The organism is Micromonospora sp. II (genome assembly GCF_001709195.1).
Taxonomy (GTDB): domain Bacteria; phylum Actinomycetota; class Actinomycetes; order Mycobacteriales; family Micromonosporaceae; genus Micromonospora; species Micromonospora chalcea.
In genome coordinates this window covers 22,216-38,329 of record NZ_LYXF01000022.1, presented here as the reverse complement: position 1 = coordinate 38,329, position 16,114 = coordinate 22,216, and the positions used below count along the sequence as shown (strand labels likewise).

Below are 16,114 nucleotides of genomic sequence, written 5' to 3'. Positions count from 1 at the left end.
CGGAACGGCTGGGGAATGTGACCAGGGATCGGCAGGGCCTGCCCGGTGGGCCGCCCCGGCGCGTCGCCCGGCGCGCGTTGCTGGCCGTCGCGTCGGCGCTGGTCGTCGTCGCCGGTCCGCTGACGCCGCCGGCACAGGCCGCGCCGTCCGTCCCGGTCGCCGCCTCTCAGCGGCAGTTGGCGGCTCCCGACCGGGTGCTCCGCGGCGACCACGTCCGCGACGAGCAGTGGCAGTTGGAGAAGCTGCGGGCGAAGACCGCCTGGCGCACCTCGACCGGGCGCGGCGTGGTGGTCGCGGTGATCGATTCCGGTGTGGACGGATCGCATCCCGACCTGGCCGGCCAGGTCCTGCCCGGCCTCGACCTGGTGACTCCGGACGGTTCGGACGGGCCTGATCCGGTGGGGCACGGCACCACCGTGGCCGGGCTGATCGCCGGGCGGGCCGACGACGACCGGGGCGTGGTGGGGCTGGCGCCGGACGCCAAGATCCTCCCGGTCCGGGTGCTCGACGCCGAGAACCGCTACGACGACGCGCTCATCATCGCCAAGGCGGTGCGCTGGGCGGTGGACAACGGCGCCGGAGTGGTCAACCTGTCGCTGGGCGGCAGCAGCGACAGCGCGGCCCTGGCCGCGGCGCTCGACTACGCCTTCGCCCGGGACGTGGTGGTGGTCGCCTGCACCGGCAACCTGGCCACCTCGACGACCACCAAGGTCTGGTACCCGGCCCGGGAGCCCGGCGTGCTGGCCGTCGCCGGGCTGGAACGCTCCGGCGAGAACCTCTGGTCCGGCTCGATCACCGGCCACGAGACGGTCCTCAGCGCACCCGCCACCGCGCTCTACGGCGCGCGGCCGGAGGGGGGCTACTGGCGGGTGCAGGGGACGAGCTTCGCCGCGCCGCTGGTGGCCGCGACCGCCGCGCTGGTCCGCTCGCGGTACCCGAAGATGTCCGCCGGGGACGTGGTCAACCGGCTGATCAGCACGGCCCGGGACCTCGGCCCGACCGGACGCGACGACCGGTTCGGCTACGGCCTGGTGGACCCGGTGGCGGCGCTGACCGCCGACGTGCCGTCGGTGGGTCACAACCCGCTGGACGACAACGACTCTCCCGGCGTGGTGGGCTTCGGGCCGGCCCCGGAGGACGGACGCGACACCCGGGCCGCGGCGGCGGGCCGCGGCGGCGACCCGCTGGGGCGCAGGCCGGAGGGCTGGTCGGCGCTGCCGGCGGGGCAGACCGTCGTGGGCGCCCCGGAGCGGCTCTGGAGCGGCCTGGCGCTGTTCGTGGCGTTGATCACCGGCAGCGCGCTGATGGTGCGCCGGTTCCGGCAGATCCGTCGCTGACCGACGCGGTGGTCTGACCGCGCCCGTTCCTGGGTAGGGAAGCCCCCATGGACACCACCGGGGCGACTGTCACGCGCCGCCGGTCGTGGCGGAGCCGCCGCCTCGACCGGGACCACTCACTGGGTCTGCGGCTCTCCCTGGCCACCGCCGCCGCGTTCCTGGTGCTGATCCCGTTCGCCCTGCTCGCGCTGCTGGTGCTCGGCGCCTGGTCGCCGCTGCTCCGGCTGGACGCCTCGATCGCCGACGCGTTCCACGGGTACGCGCAGGACCATCCCGCCTGGGTCGCGGTGATGACGGTCTGGACGCACGTCTTCGGGCCCGGCCCGCTGCGGGTGGCCGCGGCAGCGGTGGCGGTGTGGCTGTTCCGGCGCGGCGCGTCCCGGCTCGCGGCCTGGGTGGTCGTCACCATGATCGCCGGTGGGCTGCTCGGCGCGCTGCTCAAGCTCCTGGTCGGGCGGGACCGGCCGGACCTGCTCGAACCGGTGGCCCGGGCGGCCGGTTACTCGTTCCCGTCCGGTCACGCGCTCAACGCGGCGCTGGCGGCCGGGGTGCTGTTGCTGGTGTTCCTGCCGTTCGCCCGGGACAGCCGCGCCGGCCGGATCATGCTGTGGGCCGCCGCGCTGCTGGTGACTGTGGTGACCGGGCTCAGCCGGATCGCGCTGGGCGTGCACTGGACCAGCGACGTGGTGGGTGGCTGGGTGCTCGGGGCGGCGGTGGTGGCCGCGACCTCGGCCGCGTTCGCCACCTGGCGCAGCGGATCCGGGCGACCGTCCGCCCGTCCGCTCCGCGAGGGCGTCGAGCCGGAGCTGGCCGATCAGCGGCCGGAGGGCGGCCGGGCGTAGCCGGAGCCGCCACGGGGTACAGGCGAGCCCATGTCCGATGTCGTGATCCGAGTCACCCGGCGTGTCCTGCTGCCGCTGGCCCTGCTCTTCGCGCTGATGGTGGGTCTGGGCCTGCTGGTGACCCGGGTGCTGGCGCGTACCTGGCCGTTCACCGTGGAGGACACGGTCAACCGGGAGCTGGCCGGCGATCGCACGCCGGGCTGGAACGACGTCTCGCTGGTGTTCAGCACGCTCGCCAGCACCCAGATGATCGTCGTGGTCACGGTGCTGGCGGCGCTGGTGCTGCGGCTGGTGCTGCACCGCTGGCGGGAGCCGCTGTTCCTCTGCGCGGCGGTGACCGCGCAGGCACTGATCTTCCTGTTCACCACGATGGTGATCGACCGGAACCGTCCGGCCGTCGAGCACATGGACGCCTCCCCGCCGACTTCGAGCTTCCCGTCCGGGCACACGTCGGCGGCCACCGCGCTCTACGTGGGTCTCGCGGTGCTGCTGGCGCTGCGGGCGCGCAGCACCCCCGTGAAGGTGGGCTGGTGGGCGCTGCTGGTGCTGGTGCCGGTGGGCGTGGCGCTCACCCGGATGTACCGGGGCATGCATCACCCCAGCGACGTGGTCGCCTCGTTCCTCAACGGCGGCGCCTGCGTGGCGATCATGGCGCGGGCGGTGCTCGACCGCACGCTCACCTGGGGTCGCGCCCGGCTGCCGCTGTCCCGCTCCGGCGACGACGTGACACCGGCGGGAGCATCCGCGGGCGGCTGAGCGCCGCCGGCCGGCTCAGGTGCACTCGCCGGTGGCCACTCCCCGGGTACGCTCCGCGCCCGCCAGCGCCACCGGCCGCGCCTCGGCCGCTGTCACCGCGAAACCGGTGTTCGGGTCGTCCGCCGCCGCCGCGAAGATCACGCCGAGCACCAGACCGTTCGAGGAGACCAGCGGGCCACCGGAGTTGCCGCTGCGGACCAGCGCCCGGATCGTGTAGATCTCCCGGGTGACGTCCCCGGCCGAGTAGATGTCCGGACCGGTGATCCGGTCGACGTCCCGGATCCGGGCCGGGCGGGCGTCGTACGGGCCGTCGAGCGGGAAGCCGAGCACGATCGCGTCCGCGCCGGTGGCGGCCTGACCGGCGGCGAAGCGCAGCGACGGGCCGGGCAGCCCGGGAACGTAGAGCACGGCGAGGTCCCGGTCCGGGTCGTAGACGACGACCTCGCCGTCGTACCGCTCGCCGCGCAGCTCCACCGCAACCGAGCGGGTGCCGGCGACCACGTGCGCGTTCGTCATCACCCGGTCGTCGGCGTACACGAAGCCGGAGCCCTCGATGCGGCGCGAGCAGCTCGGCGCGGAGCCCAGCACCTTCACCACCGACCGCCTGCTGTTCTGCACCACCTGCGAGTTGGCCAGCGCCGGGTCGGGCGGGGCGACCTGCCGGGCCCGGGTCGGCGCGAGATCGCCGAACACGTCCGGGAAGCCGTTGGTGTCGACGGTGTCACGCAGCGCGGTGGACAGGTCCTGCGCCTTGTCCGGCAGCACCTGGTCGACGACGGTGAGCAGCGCGCTGTTACGGACCGAGGAGGCCAGCCACGGCACCGAGGAGGAGCCGAGCGGCACGGCGACCAGCCAGGCCACCAGCATGACCGCGATGACCGAGATGAACGCGCCGCCGACGTCGTCGACCTTCCGCCCGGCCGGCCCGGTGATGGCCGCCCGCAGGTTGGAGCCGAGCCAGCCGGCCAGCGCCTGCCCGAGCACCGCGAGCCCGAAGATCGCCACCAGGGAGACCAGCACGCGGGTGCCGCTCGCCGTGAACTGCTGGGCGATCAGCGGCCCGACCTGGAGACCGAGCAGCGCGCCCAGGAAGAAGCCGGAGAACGACAGGGCCCCGATGACGAAACCCTGACGGTATCCGCTGATCGCGAACACGAGCATGAGCAGGAGAAGGACGAGATCCACGGCGGACACGCCCCAAGGGTACGGGCACCGGGCCCGTGCTCGGCTCAGCGCTCGCGGAACGTGACCCGAGGATGCGTACCGGTGATCAACGCACGGGTGTCTCGTCGGCCGGTTCGGTGCCCGCCGACGGCGCGGGTGTGGCGTCGACCGGCGGCAGCTCCACCACCCGTGAGCGCGGCCAGGGCCGGGACCAGCCGCCCATCTCCAGCAACCGGTCGATCACGCCGGCGGTGAAGCCCCAGACCAGCATGCCGCGCACCGAGAACGCCGGGCCGGTCCAGCCGCTCGGATGACGGACCCGCATCCGGTTCTCCGGGTCGACCAGCTCGGTGACCGGCAGCCGGGCCACGTGCGCGACCTCGGCCGGCTCGCGCGGGTGCACCGGGTGCGGGTCGTGCCACCAGGCGAGCACCGGCGTGACCACGAAGTCGCTGACCGGGATCCAGAGCCGGGGAAGCTCGGCCAGCACGGTGACGCTGCCGGGGTCGAGCCCGACCTCCTCGTTCGCCTCGCGCAGCGCGGTGGCGCGGGCGTCGGCGTCCTCCGGGTCGGCGGCGCCGCCGGGAAACGCCGGCTGACCGGCGTGGTTGCGCAGCGTCGCGGCGCGCTGGAGGACCAGCACGTCCGGCCCGGCGCCGGGCTCCTCACCGAGCAGCACCAGCACGGCGCTCTCCCGGCCGCCGCGCTCCGGCGTGACGATGCGGGTGAAGTCTTCCGCGCGCGCGGTGCCGAGCCGGCCCAGCAGCGGGTCGAACCACCCCGGCGGCCGTCGGGTCATACCTTCACCCCGAGGTGGCGCTGGAGCAGCGCGGCGAGGCGGGCGTCGTCGAGCGCGCCGGTGGCGTCGGTGTGCCGGATCCGCCCGTCGGCGTCGACGAGCACCGTGAGCGGGAACGCGTTGCGTTCCAGCGCGCGCTGGAACGCGTCGCCCTGGTCGAGCAGCATCGGGAAGCCGACGCCGTAGTCCTCGCCGATGGACTGTGCGCCGCCGCGGCTGTCCCGGCTGTTCACGCCGATGACCTGGAACCGGCCGTCGGCCCGCTCGCTGAGCCGCTGGAACGCGGGCAGCTCCTTGCGGCACGGCGGGCACCAGGACGCCCACACGTTGATCACCGCCGGGCCCTTGACGTCGCGCAGGTTCACCGGCGCGCCGCCGGTGAAGCAGTTGAGCGTCAGGTCGGGGAGCTGGTCCCCGGCCTTACCGGCGGGCGTCGGAGCCGCAGCGGCGGGCACGACGGTCAGCGGAGCACAGTCGGCGAACGGCGAGGGGCGCTCGGCCCGGGTCGCCGGCGCCGGACGTTCCGGCTCGTCGGCCGTGGCGGTGCAGCCCGCCACCGCGAGCAGCAGCGGGACGAGAAGGTACGCGAGACGGCGCATCACGGCACGTCCGCCGCGGCGGCCTGCTGCGGCACCAGGTCGGGGTCGAGGCCGACGGCCACCGCCAGGTCACGGGCCCGGGGGCCCTTGAGCAGCTTGGCCGCGGCGGCCGGCTCGGTCGGCCCGGTGCCGTACGCGGGACACAGCTTCGCCAGCGTGCACGCGCCGCAGGCGGGCTTGCGGGCGTGGCAGACCCGGCGGCCGTGGAAGATCACCCGGTGCGACAGCATCGTCCAGTCGCGCTTCGGGTAGAGCGCGCCGATCGCGTGCTCGATCTTCACCGGGTCGGTCTCGGTGGTGAGCGCCCACCGCTGCACGAGCCGCTGGAAGTGCGTGTCGACGGTGATGCCGGGGACGCCGAAGGCGTTGCCGAGGATGACGTTGGCGGTCTTGCGGCCGATCCCCGGCAGCGTGACCAGGTCGTCGAGCCGCCCGGGCACCTCGCCGTCGTACCGCTCGCAGAGCGCCCGCCCGAGGTTGATCAGGGAGCTGGTCTTGTTGCGGTAGAACCCGGTGGGCCGGATCAGCTCCTCCAGCTCGGCGCGGTCCGCCCCGGCGTAGTCGGCGGCGGTGCGGTAGCGGGCGAACAGCTTCGGCGTGACCTCGTTGACCTTCTTGTCGGTGCACTGGGCGGACAGGATCGTCGCGACTGCCAGCTCCAGCGCGTTGGAGTGGTCGAGTTCACAGTGCGCGTCGGGGTGCGTCTCGGTCAGCACGCGGCCGATGCGCCGGGCGCGGCGCGTACGGCCGAGGTCGGTCTCGGGGGAGCGCGTGGTCACGTCGGCCAGCCTACGTCGCGGGGCCGACGCTCCGGCGGCTCGGCGCGGTGGTCGTGCGCTCAGCCACCCGCGGGCGCGGTGATCCTCCCGGTCGCGTCGAGCTTCGCGCCGGTGTCCGGGAAGTCGGCCCCGTTCAGCTCGCGGACCAGCCCGAGGCCACGGTTCTGCCGGTCGACCGACGGGCGTCCCACTCCGTTCATCACGGTGGAGGTGAACGTGCCGCCGACGAACTTCCCCTCGGCGGTGAGCGACACCTTGAGCACGCCGCCCCAGCCGAGTCGCCCGGAGCTGTTCAGCGACTTCCCGCCGCCGGCGAAGTTGCCCAGGCTGTACGCGATCAGCCGCCCCTYGTAGAACTCCATCCCGCGAAGCACGTGCGGACCGTGGCCGATGACCAGGTCGGCCCCGGCGTCGATGACGGTGCGGGAGAAGCGGATCGGGTCGCCACGGTTCTCGCCGAAGAACATCTCGGTGCCCGGCTTCACCCGGGTCTTGTCCGACCCCTCGGCGCCCATGTGCACCTGCACCACGACGATCTGGGCCGCCTCCTTGGCCATCTCGATCACCTGCTTGGCGGCGTTCAGGTCGACCAGGCTGTTGGACCAGGGGTACGACGAGAAGCCCACCACGGCGACCTTGACGCCCTTGACGTCCACCACGGTGATCTCACCGGGCGCGCCGGTGTGCTTGAGCCCGTGCGCCTCCAGCGCCGACTGGGTGTTCTCGTAGCCCTGCCGGCCGTAGTCGTAGCCGTGGTTGTTGGCCTGGTTGAGCAGCTGGAACCCGGCCGAGCGCAGGTGCGCGGCGTAGCCGGGCGGCGCCCGGAACTGGTAGCAGTTCTTCGGCTGCGGGCCGCACTTGCCGGCGCCGGTGTCGTCGGTGAGCGGCTCCTCCAGGTTGCCCATCACCAGGTCACCCTTGAGCGCCGACTTCACGTCGTCGAAGAAGCCCTTGCCACCGTTGGGCGGCAGCCGGTCCGGGGCGTTGCCCATGATCACGTCGCCGGTCGCGGTGAGCGAGATCGACGGCTCGTCGGGGGCGTTCGGCGCCGCGGGCTGGTCACCGGTGGCGGGTCCGGCCGCGCCGGTCGACCCGCCGCCCTGACCGGCCTGCCACCTCGCGTCGCCGCCCGATCCGCCGGCGTCACCGGCGCAGCCGGCGGCGAACAGGACGGCGGCGAGCGCGGCGAGCGCGGCCAGACGGGTCCGGACCGCTCCTCGACGAGGTCCGGGGAGGGCTGGGCGCGGCGCGGCGACGGCGGCGCGGCGGGCACGGGGCACAGAACGGGCGGGAGCGTACATCGTCGGCGACGCTACCGTCCCCGGAACGCCGCGACGAGGGCCGATCGGTCGGAAAACCCGGCGTGTCGCATGTGAGGGACGCACGTCAACCCGCCCGCCGGTCGGACCAGGGCACCACGGTCCCGGCGCCGCCCGAGCGGACGGCGGCGTGCACGGCCCGGGCCAGTGGCGCGCCCCAGGCCGACCGGGGCCCGCCGTACGGGGCCGGATCGCCGTCGGCCGGGCAGAGCACAGTCACCGCGTCGGTGGGGGTGCCGGTGGCGGGCAGTCCGAGTTCCCAGATCGCCTGCGCCTTCGCCTCGGTGGCGGTGGCCACCGCGTTGACGAGTGCCGCGTCGCCGAGCCGCTGCGGCACGTACGCGACGATGTTGACCGTGCCGACGCGCTGCGCGGGCTCGGGCACGGCGGGCCGCGCCGGCTCGGGCGCGGCGGCCCAGACCGGCGTGCCCAGGCCGACGGTCACCCAGACCCGGACGCCGCCGTCGGCGTGGCTGACCACCTCGGTCACGTCCACGCCGGTCAGCAGCCCGACGCCGGGTCCGCCCAGGCCGAGGCCGTGCGCCAGTTCGGCCAGGTGCGCGGCGGGGTCGTCCCGGTCGTACGACATCGGCACCGTCGCGTTCAGCACCCACCCGCGGACGCCGATCCCGCCGCCCAGCGGAGCGGAGCCGACCGCCAGCAGCGGCGTCTCGGCCCGCCAGACCAGCAGGGGGATGTCCCACCCGGCTTCGGACCTGGTGGTCAGGAACGGCTCACACAGCACGCCGGTCACCCTACGATCACAGGAGGGAACGGGTGGCGCCGGCCCGGACCGGAAGCGGGATCTTAGCTGCTCACCGGGTCGGGCGGGTTACGCCCAACGATCAAGATTCCAGGGGTGCACCTCTGATTCCTACTCATGTGCGCCTAGACTGGCGGCGCGCGAGGGATCAGCGGACGGCGGACCCGGCCGACGGACGGCACGCGCAGGCGGAGGTGCGCGATGGACGAGGTACTGGCCCGCAGCGGGATCTTCCAGGGTGTCGACCCGGAGGCTGCCGAGGCGCTCGCCAAGGAGATGGAGACGATCGAGGTCCGTAAGGGCGAAATCGTCTTCAACGAGGGCGAACCCGGCGACAGTCTCTACATCCTCCTGTCCGGCAAGATCAAGGTGGGTCGCCGCGCGGCGGACGGCCGGCAGAACCTGATCGCCGTGATGGGCCCGTCGGACATGGTCGGTGAGCTGTCGCTCTTCGACCCCGGTCCGCGTACGGCGACCGCCACCGCGGTCACCGACACCCGGCTCGTACGCCTGCGTAAGCAGGCCCTGCGGCCGTGGCTGAACAACCGGCCCGAGATCGCCGAGCAGCTGCTGCGGGTGCTGGCCCGCCGGCTGCGCCGGACCAACGACTCGCTCGCCGACCTGATCTTCACGGACGTGCCGGGCCGGGTCGCCAAGAACCTGCTCCAGATGGCCGGCCGCTTCGGCACCCGCGACGGCGGCGTGCTGCGCGTGACGCACGACCTCACCCAGGAGGAGATCGCCCAGCTCGTCGGCGCCTCCCGCGAGACCGTCAACAAGGCGCTCGCCGACTTCGCCTCGCGCGGCTGGCTGCGACTGGACGGCAAGAGCATCATCATCCTCGACCCGGAGCGCCTGGCCCGCCGCGCGCGGGTCTGACCTCCGTACCGGCTTCTCCGGCCCGGCCCGCCAACGCGCGGAGCCGGGCCGGTGCCGTCTTGAGCGCATCGGGCCGGTGCCGCGTCTGAGCGGGCCGGTGCCGTCTCTGCCCGCCGCAGAATCGCTTGGTCCTGCCGGGCCGGTGTCGCCAGGCTGGGGCGATGCCCGATCGTGTCGCCGTTCTCTCCGACATCCACGGTGTGCTGCCCGCGCTGGAAGCAGTGCTGGCCGAGCCGGACGTGGCCGCCGCCGACCTGATCGTCCTCACCGGTGACCTGGCGGCCGGCCCGCAACCGGTCGAGGTGCTGGACCGGCTGGCCGCGCTCGGCGACCGGGCCTGCTGGGTCGGCGGGAACGCCGACCGGGAGCTGGTGCAGGCGCGTGCCGGGGCGGCGTCCCCGATCGAGGTGTCGAACTGGGCCGCGGGGCAGCTCCGCGACGGCCAGGTGGCCCGGCTGGCCGCGCTGCCGCCGTCCGTCACGCTGCCGGTCACCGGTCTGGGCGACGTGCTGTTCTGCCACGCCACCCCGCGCGACGACGAGGAGGTCGTGCTCGTCGACTCGCGGCTGGACCGCTGGGCCGAGGTCTTCGCCGGCCTGCCGCCCGAGGTCGGCACCGTGGTCTGCGGGCACACGCACATGCCGTTCACCCGGCTGGCCGACCGCCGCCTGGTGGTGAACCCGGGCAGCGTCGGCATGCCGTACGGGGGCGCGGGCGCCTGGTGGGCGCTGCTCGGTCCGGGCGTGCAACTTCGCCGGGCGCGCTTCGACCTGGACGCCGCATGTGCCCGGATCGCCACCGAGTCCGCCTTTCCGGACGCGGCGGCCTGGGCCGACGAGTACGTCCGCTCCCTCCACTCCGACGCCGACGCGCTCACCGTCTTCGCTCCGCGCGACGGTCGCTGAGGCGTTAACAAGGGGCCCTTCCGCTACCGCAGGCGTTAACAAGGGCCCCCTCCTTTCAAAAAAGTCAGGCTTGACTGTTTGTTTTGGGGGCGGCAGGCTGATGGCGTGTCCACCGCAACGAGCCGAGTTCCGCAGCAGGAGCGCAGCCGCGCCACCCAGGCCCGGCTGCTGGAGGCGACAGTCGACTGCCTGGTGGAGCACGGCTGGTCCGGCACCACCACGACAGTGGTGGCGGCCCGCGCCGGGGTCTCCCGGGGCGCCCAGCTGCACCACTACCCCACCAAGGCCGCGCTGGTCACCGCCGCCGTCGCGCACCTGACCGAGCGCCGGGCGGCCGAGCTGCGCGCCGAGGCGGCGGCCCTGCCGGTCGGCCCGCAGCGGCTCGACGGCGTGGTCGACCTACTCGCCGCCTCCTTCACCGGCCCGCTGTTCGCGGCCGCGCTGGAGCTGTGGGTGGCCGCGCGTACCGACGCCGAGCTGCGCGCCGCGCTGGTGCCGCTGGAGGCGCGGATCGGCCGCGAGATGCACCGGCTCACCGTCGAGCTGCTCGGCGTGGACGAGCGCAAGCCGGGCGTACGCGAGTCGGTGCAGGCCACGCTCGACCTGCTCCGCGGCCTCGGCGTGGCCAACCTGCTCAGCGACGACTCGCCCCGCCGCGCCGCCCTGCTGCACACCTGGAAACGCCAGCTCGCCGCGCTGCTCACCCCCGAGAGCGAGCGGCACTGATCCCCTGACCCACCCCCGTCCGGAGGCACAATGGTCGACCTGACAGCCCTGCTCGCGGATCTGGCCGCCGAGTCCGAACAACTCGACGCGCTCGTCGCGGACCTGCCACCGGACGGATGGGAGCGGCCGACACCGGCCCCGGGCTGGACCGTCGCACACCAGATCGCACACCTGGCCTGGACCGACCACGTCGCCTACCTGGCGGCCACCGACGAGTCCGCGTTCTTCGCCTCGGTGATGGCCGCGCCGGACCCGTCGCGCCTGGTCGAGGACGGCGCGGAGTCCTTCCTCGCGCCCCCGCCTGCGCTGCTGGCCCGCTGGCGTTCCGGCCGGTCGGCGCTCGCCGGCGCGCTCACCGCCGTCCCGGCCGGGCAGAAGATCCCCTGGTACGGCACCAGCATGTCGCCCACCTCGATGGTGACGGCCCGGCTGATGGAGACGTGGGCGCACGGCGAGGACGTGGCAGACGCGCTGGGCGTCAGCCCTACCCCGACGCAGCGTCTGCGCCACATCGCGCACCTCGGCTTCCGTACCCTCGGGCACGGCTTCGCCGCCCACGGCCGTGCGGTGCCCACGGCGCCGGTGCGGGTGGAGCTGACCGCGCCCGCGGGCGGTGACGTGTGGGAGTTCGGGCCGGCCGACGCGGCCGACCGGGTGACCGGCCCGGCGCTCGACTTCTGCCTGCTCGTCACGCAGCGCCGGCACCGCGCCGACCTGGCCCTGACCGCCACCGGGCCGGTGGCCGACGAGTGGCTGGACGTGGCCCAGGCGTTCGCCGGCCCGCCCGGTGACAAGCGGGAACCGGCGAGCGGAGTTCCCTCATGAGCGTGCTGCGGATCGGGAACGCGTCGGGCTTCTACGGCGACCGTTTCGCCGCCTGGCGGGAGATGCTCGACGGCGGCGAGCTGGACGTGCTGACCGGTGACTACCTGGCCGAGCTGACCATGCTCATCCTCGGCCGGGACCGGATGCGCGACCCGTCGCTGGGCTACGCCAAGACGTTCCTGCGCCAGGCGGAGGGCGTGCTCGGCACCGCGCTGGACCGCGGCGTCACGCTGGTCACAAACGCGGGCGGCCTCAACCCGGCGGGGCTGGCCGACGCGATCCGGTCGCTCGGCGACCGGCTCGGCCTCCAGGTGCGGGTCGGGTACGTCGAGGGCGACGCGATCCAGCGGCCGGACGCGCTGACCGCCAACGCGTACCTGGGCGCGTTCGGGATCGCGGCCTGCCTGGACGCGGGCGCGGACGTGGTGGTCACCGGTCGGGTCACCGACGCCTCGCTGGCGGTCGGCCCGGCCATCGCCCGCTTCGGGTGGACCCGCGACGACCTCGACGCGCTGGCCGGGGCCACGGTGGCCGGGCACCTGATCGAGTGCGGCGCGCAGGTCACCGGCGGCAACTTCAGCTTCTTCACCGAACTGCCGGACGGCGGGCACCGGCCCGGATTCCCGATCGCCGAGCTGCACGCGGACGGCTCGTCGGTGCTCACCAAGCACGCCGGCACCGGCGGCGCGGTGACGGTCGAGACGGTCACCGCCCAGCTGCTGTACGAGGTGGGCGGCCCGGACTACCTCGGGCCGGACGTGGTGACCCGGCTCGACACGGTACGGCTGGAGCAGGAGGGCCCGGACCGGGTACGCGTGTCCGGGGTCCGCGGCACGCCGCCGCCGGACACGCTGAAGGTGGGCGTCAACAACCTGGGCGGCTTCCGCAACTCGATGACGTTCGTGCTGTGCGGGCTGGACATCCCGGCCAAGGCGGCACTGGTCCGCGCCCAGATCGAGGAGTCGGTCGGCACGGAGGGGCTGGAGTTCACGCTGGCCCGTACCGACCACCCGGACACCGGCGACACCGAGGCGGCGAGCGCGCTGCTGCACGTACATCTGCGCGACGGCGACAAGTCGCGGGCCGGGCGGGCGTTCTCGGCGGCGGCGGTGGAGCTGGCGCTGGCCTCCTATCCGGGTTGCACGCTCACCACGCTGCCCGGTGACGCGACGCCGTACGGGGTGTTCACCGCCGACGCGATCGCGCAGGACGCGGTCGAGCACGTGGCGGTGCTGCCCTCCGGCGAGCGGGTGCCGATCCCGCCGCCGACGGTGACGAGCGGTTTGGAAGGGACCCTTGTACAACACGAGGCGTTAACAGGGGGCCCTTCCTTGCACGCCACCCGGCGGGGGCCGCTCGGTGAGCTGGTCGGCGCGCGCTCGGGCGACAAGGGCGGCGACGCCAACCTGGGCGTCTGGGCCCGCACCGACGCGACCTGGCCGTGGCTGCGCGACTGGCTGACCGTGGAACGGCTGGCCGAGCTGCTGCCGGAGACGGCGTCGCTCACCGTCGAGCGGTACGAGCTGCCGAACCTGCGCGCCGTCAACTTCGTGATCCGCGGGCTGCTCGGGCAGGGCGTGGCCGCGTCCACCCGGTTCGACCCCCAGGCCAAGGCGCTCGGCGAGCTGCTGCGCTCGCGAGTGGTCGACCTTCCGACGGAGGCTCCGGCATGACCATCGTGGACACGCCGGAACGCCGGCAGCTACGCGAGCTGACCCGCTCGTTCGTCGTCCGGGAGGTGCTGCCGCACCTGTCCGACTGGGAGCGGGCCGGCGAACTGCCCCGGTCGCTGCACGAGACCGCCGCGAAGGTCGGCCTGCTCGGCATCGGCTTCCCGGAGTCGGTCGGCGGCAGCGGCGGCGACCTGCTCGACTCGATGGTGGTCACCGAGGAGATCATCCGCTCGGGCGGGTCGTCGGGGCTGATCGCCGCCCTGTTCACGCACGGCATCGCGCTGCCGCACATGGTTCAGGCTCAGGACGAGACGCTGATCGAGAAGTACGTCCGGCCGACGCTCGCCGGGACGATGATCGGCGCGCTGGCGATCACCGAGCCGGACGGCGGCTCGGACGTGGCGGGCATCCGCACCTGCGCCGTACGCGACGGCGACCACTACGTCGTGAACGGCGCCAAGACGTACATCACCAGCGGGGTCCGGGCAGACTTCGTCACCACTGCGGTCTGCACCGACTTTCCCGGGTCGGGCTCGCTCAGCCTGCTCGTGATCGACAAGGGCACGCCGGGGTTCACGGTGGGCCGGCGGCTGGAGAAGCTGGGCTGGCACTGCTCCGACACGGCCGAACTGTCCTTCGTCGACGTCCGGGTGCCGGTGCGCAACCGGGTCGGCCCGGAGGACACCGGCTTCCTCGCCATCATGCAGCAGTTCGCCGCCGAGCGGCTGTCGCTCGCCACGCAGGCGTACGCGACCGCGCAGCGCTGCGTGGACCTGACGGTGCGGTGGTGCCGGGACCGTCAGACGTTCGGCCGGCCGCTCGTTTCGCGGCAGGTGGTGCGGCACCGGCTGGCCGAGATGCACTCCCGTACCGAGGCGGCGCGGGCGTACGTGCACGAGGTCGCCGAGCGGGTCGCCGCCGGGCAGCCGGTGGTGACCGAGGTGGCGATCGCGAAGAACGTGGCGGTGTCCGCGTGCGACTTCGTCGTCGACGCCGCGCTGCAACTGCACGGCGGTTTCGGCTACATGCGTGACGCCGAGGTGGAGCGGCACTACCGCGACGCCCGGCTGCTCGGCATCGGCGGCGGCGCCACCGAGATCATGAACGAGATCATCGCGAAGGGCATGGGCCTGTGAGCACGACAGTTCTGCAGAGCACGATCGACCCGTCCGCGCCCGCCTTCACCGCCAACCGGGAGGCGCTGCTGGAACGCCTCGCCGAACTGGAGGCGGCGCTCGACCAGGCCCGGGGCGGTGGCGGCGAGAAGTACGTGACCCGCCATCACGGTCGCGGCAAGCTGCTCCCGCGGGAGCGGATCGAGCTGCTGCTCGACCCGGACAGCCCGTTCCTGGAGCTGTCGTCGGTGGCCGCGTTCGGCACCGACTTCCCGGTCGGCGCCAGCACCGTGACCGGCATCGGCGTGGTCGAGGGCGTCGAGTGCCTGATCGTGGCGAACGACCCGACGGTACGCGGGGGCGCGATCAACCCGTGGTCGCTGGCGAAGACCCGGCGGGCGGGTGAGATCGCGGCGGCGAACCGGCTGCCGATGGTGAACCTGGTCGAGTCGGCCGGCGCGGACCTGCCCACCCAGGCGGAGATCTTCATTCCGGGCGGCCGGGTGTTCCGGGACCTGACCCGGCTGTCGGCGCAGCGGATCCCGACGGTGAGCGTGGTCTTCGGCAACGCCACCGCCGGTGGCGCGTACGTGCCCGGCATGTCGGACTTCACCATCATGATCCGGGACCGCTCGCAGGTCTACCTCGCCGGGCCGCCGCTGGTGAAGATGGCCACCGGCGAGGTCACCGACGACGAGTCGCTGGGCGGCGCGGCGATGCACGCCACCACGTCCGGCCTGGCCGACTTCCTCGCCGAGGACGAACGCGACGGGATCCGGCTGGCCCGGCAGTGCGTCCGCCGGCTCAACTGGCGCAAGCAGGGCCCGCCGCCCCGCAACCCGCACCCGCTGCCACCCCGGTACGACCCGGAGGAGCTGCTCGGCATCGCCAGCGCCGACCTGAAGGTGCCGTTCGACCCGCGCGAGGTGCTGGCCCGGGTACTCGACGACAGCGCGTTCGACGAGTTCAAGCCCGGCTACGGCACCGCGCTCGTGACCGGCTGGGGTGAGCTGCACGGCTACCCGGTCGGTGTGCTGGCGAACGCCCGGGGCGTGCTGTTCAGCGAGGAAGCGCAGAAGGCGGCGCAGTTCATCCAGCTCGCCAACGCGGCGGACACACCGCTGGTCTTCCTGCAGAACACCACCGGTTACATGGTCGGCACCGAGTACGAGCAGCGCGGCATCATCAAGCACGGCGCCCTGATGATCAACGCGGTGTCGAACTCGAAGGTGCCGCACCTGACTGTCAACCTGGGCGCCTCCTACGGCGCCGGCAACTACGGCATGTGCGGCCGCGCGTACGAGCCCCGGTTCCTGTTCACCTGGCCGAACGCGAAGTCGGCGGTGATGGGCCCGGCGCAGCTCGCCGGGGTGCTGTCCATCGTGGCCCGGCAGGCCGCCGCCGCCCGGGGACGCGAGTACGACGAGGACACCGACGCCGCCATGCGGATGATGGTCGAGCAGCAGATCGAGTCGCAGTCCGGCGCGCTGTTCCTGTCCGGGCGGCTCTACGACGACGGGGTGATCGACCCCCGGGACACCCGTACCGTCCTCGGGCTGTGCCTGTCGGCGATCCACAACGGACCGGTGAAGGGCGCCGACGGTTTCGGCGTCTTCCGGATGTAGGGGGCGTA

Annotated in this window: 16 protein-coding genes; 10 read left to right on the top strand and 6 right to left on the bottom strand. The window is 73.7% G+C overall.

The features are described 5' to 3' along the window. Positions 1-38: 38 nt before the first annotated feature. Genes mycP through A8711_RS11860 form a run of 3 tightly spaced genes read left to right on the top strand, consistent with a single transcriptional unit; the run spans position 39 to position 2,935 of the window. Positions 39-1,337, top strand: coding sequence for a type VII secretion-associated serine protease mycosin (gene mycP / locus A8711_RS11870; RefSeq protein WP_064446861.1), 1,299 nt, complete (start codon positions 39-41; stop codon positions 1,335-1,337). Positions 1,338-1,384: 47 nt separating this feature from the next. Continuing rightward, entirely contained in the window at positions 1,385-2,179 is a 795-nt protein-coding gene (locus tag A8711_RS11865; RefSeq protein ID WP_069088228.1) for a phosphatase PAP2 family protein, read from the top strand. A 30-nt stretch (positions 2,180-2,209) separates the two neighbouring features. Next, positions 2,210-2,935: a phosphatase PAP2 family protein gene (locus A8711_RS11860; RefSeq protein WP_069088227.1), complete on the top strand. Its 726-nt coding sequence runs from the start codon at positions 2,210-2,212 to the stop codon at positions 2,933-2,935. 15 nt (positions 2,936-2,950) lie between these two features. Here A8711_RS11860 and A8711_RS11855 read toward each other — a convergent pair whose 3' ends face one another. The 6 genes from A8711_RS11855 to A8711_RS11830 form a co-directional block, all read right to left on the bottom strand. Beyond that, the gene (locus A8711_RS11855) at positions 2,951-4,129 is read right to left on the bottom strand and encodes a MarP family serine protease (RefSeq protein ID WP_043327876.1); all 1,179 of its coding nucleotides are present in this window, start codon (positions 4,127-4,129) and stop codon (positions 2,951-2,953) included. Between the two features lie 76 nt (positions 4,130-4,205). Further along, positions 4,206-4,898, bottom strand: a complete 693-nt coding sequence (locus A8711_RS11850) for a CoA pyrophosphatase (protein WP_043327875.1) — start codon at positions 4,896-4,898, stop codon at positions 4,206-4,208. Then, complete coding sequence (locus tag A8711_RS11845; protein ID WP_043327874.1) at positions 4,895-5,497, bottom strand: TlpA disulfide reductase family protein; 603 nt, start codon at positions 5,495-5,497, stop codon at positions 4,895-4,897. Before A8711_RS11845 ends, A8711_RS11850 begins: the two co-directional genes overlap by 4 nt. Further along, positions 5,497-6,276 carry an endonuclease III gene (gene nth / locus A8711_RS11840; RefSeq protein ID WP_064446796.1) on the bottom strand — a complete coding sequence of 260 codons (780 nt, stop codon included), beginning with the start codon at positions 6,274-6,276 and terminating at the stop codon, positions 5,497-5,499. The genes A8711_RS11845 and nth overlap by 1 nt, the downstream gene beginning before the upstream one ends. Positions 6,277-6,335: 59 nt before the next feature. Beyond that, positions 6,336-7,556 (bottom strand): CapA family protein, encoded by a 1,221-nt coding sequence (locus A8711_RS11835; RefSeq protein ID WP_255365610.1) that lies wholly within the window; start codon positions 7,554-7,556, stop codon positions 6,336-6,338. Between the two features lie 106 nt (positions 7,557-7,662). Continuing rightward, entirely contained in the window at positions 7,663-8,340 is a 678-nt protein-coding gene (locus A8711_RS11830) for an adenosylcobinamide amidohydrolase (protein ID WP_069088246.1), read from the bottom strand. 219 nt (positions 8,341-8,559) lie between these two features. Between A8711_RS11830 and A8711_RS11825 the strand changes: the two genes are divergently transcribed. The 7 genes from A8711_RS11825 to A8711_RS11795 all read left to right on the top strand — a co-directional run bounded on the left by A8711_RS11825 (position 8,560) and on the right by A8711_RS11795 (position 16,106). Further along, positions 8,560-9,237: a Crp/Fnr family transcriptional regulator gene (locus tag A8711_RS11825; protein ID WP_007466162.1), complete on the top strand. Its 678-nt coding sequence runs from the start codon at positions 8,560-8,562 to the stop codon at positions 9,235-9,237. A gap of 161 nt (positions 9,238-9,398) precedes the next feature. Beyond that, a complete protein-coding gene (locus tag A8711_RS11820; protein WP_069088226.1) occupies positions 9,399-10,142 on the top strand; it encodes a metallophosphoesterase in 744 nt (247 codons plus the stop codon). A gap of 105 nt (positions 10,143-10,247) precedes the next feature. Continuing rightward, positions 10,248-10,868: a TetR/AcrR family transcriptional regulator gene (locus tag A8711_RS11815; protein ID WP_069088225.1), complete on the top strand. Its 621-nt coding sequence runs from the start codon at positions 10,248-10,250 to the stop codon at positions 10,866-10,868. 30 nt (positions 10,869-10,898) lie between these two features. After that, positions 10,899-11,693, top strand: a complete 795-nt coding sequence (locus A8711_RS11810) for a TIGR03084 family metal-binding protein (RefSeq protein ID WP_069088224.1) — start codon at positions 10,899-10,901, stop codon at positions 11,691-11,693. Beyond that, positions 11,690-13,366: an acyclic terpene utilization AtuA family protein gene (locus tag A8711_RS11805; protein ID WP_069088223.1), complete on the top strand. Its 1,677-nt coding sequence runs from the start codon at positions 11,690-11,692 to the stop codon at positions 13,364-13,366. The genes A8711_RS11810 and A8711_RS11805 overlap by 4 nt, the downstream gene beginning before the upstream one ends. After that, positions 13,363-14,502, top strand: coding sequence for an acyl-CoA dehydrogenase family protein (locus tag A8711_RS11800; RefSeq protein ID WP_069088222.1), 1,140 nt, complete (start codon positions 13,363-13,365; stop codon positions 14,500-14,502). The genes A8711_RS11805 and A8711_RS11800 overlap by 4 nt, the downstream gene beginning before the upstream one ends. Beyond that, the gene (locus A8711_RS11795) at positions 14,499-16,106 is read left to right on the top strand and encodes an acyl-CoA carboxylase subunit beta (RefSeq protein ID WP_069088221.1); all 1,608 of its coding nucleotides are present in this window, start codon (positions 14,499-14,501) and stop codon (positions 16,104-16,106) included. The genes A8711_RS11800 and A8711_RS11795 overlap by 4 nt, the downstream gene beginning before the upstream one ends. The last annotated feature ends 8 nt before the right edge of the window (positions 16,107-16,114 follow it).

What these genes read in the sequence shown, in the direction of transcription:
- A8711_RS11800 (WP_069088222.1), top strand. Translation starts at nt 13,363, where the DNA reads ATGACCATCGTGGACACGCCGGAACGCCGGCAGCTACGCGAGCTGACC.
- A8711_RS11820 (WP_069088226.1), top strand. Translation starts at nt 9,399, where the DNA reads ATGCCCGATCGTGTCGCCGTTCTCTCCGACATCCACGGTGTGCTGCCC.
- A8711_RS11805 (WP_069088223.1), top strand. Translation starts at nt 11,690, where the DNA reads ATGAGCGTGCTGCGGATCGGGAACGCGTCGGGCTTCTACGGCGACCGT.
- A8711_RS11845 (WP_043327874.1), bottom strand. Translation starts at nt 5,497, where the DNA reads ATGCGCCGTCTCGCGTACCTTCTCGTCCCGCTGCTGCTCGCGGTGGCG.
- A8711_RS11865 (WP_069088228.1), top strand. Translation starts at nt 1,385, where the DNA reads ATGGACACCACCGGGGCGACTGTCACGCGCCGCCGGTCGTGGCGGAGC.
- A8711_RS11825 (WP_007466162.1), top strand. Translation starts at nt 8,560, where the DNA reads ATGGACGAGGTACTGGCCCGCAGCGGGATCTTCCAGGGTGTCGACCCG.
- A8711_RS11860 (WP_069088227.1), top strand. Translation starts at nt 2,210, where the DNA reads ATGTCCGATGTCGTGATCCGAGTCACCCGGCGTGTCCTGCTGCCGCTG.
- A8711_RS11850 (WP_043327875.1), bottom strand. Translation starts at nt 4,898, where the DNA reads ATGACCCGACGGCCGCCGGGGTGGTTCGACCCGCTGCTGGGCCGGCTC.
- A8711_RS11810 (WP_069088224.1), top strand. Translation starts at nt 10,899, where the DNA reads ATGGTCGACCTGACAGCCCTGCTCGCGGATCTGGCCGCCGAGTCCGAA.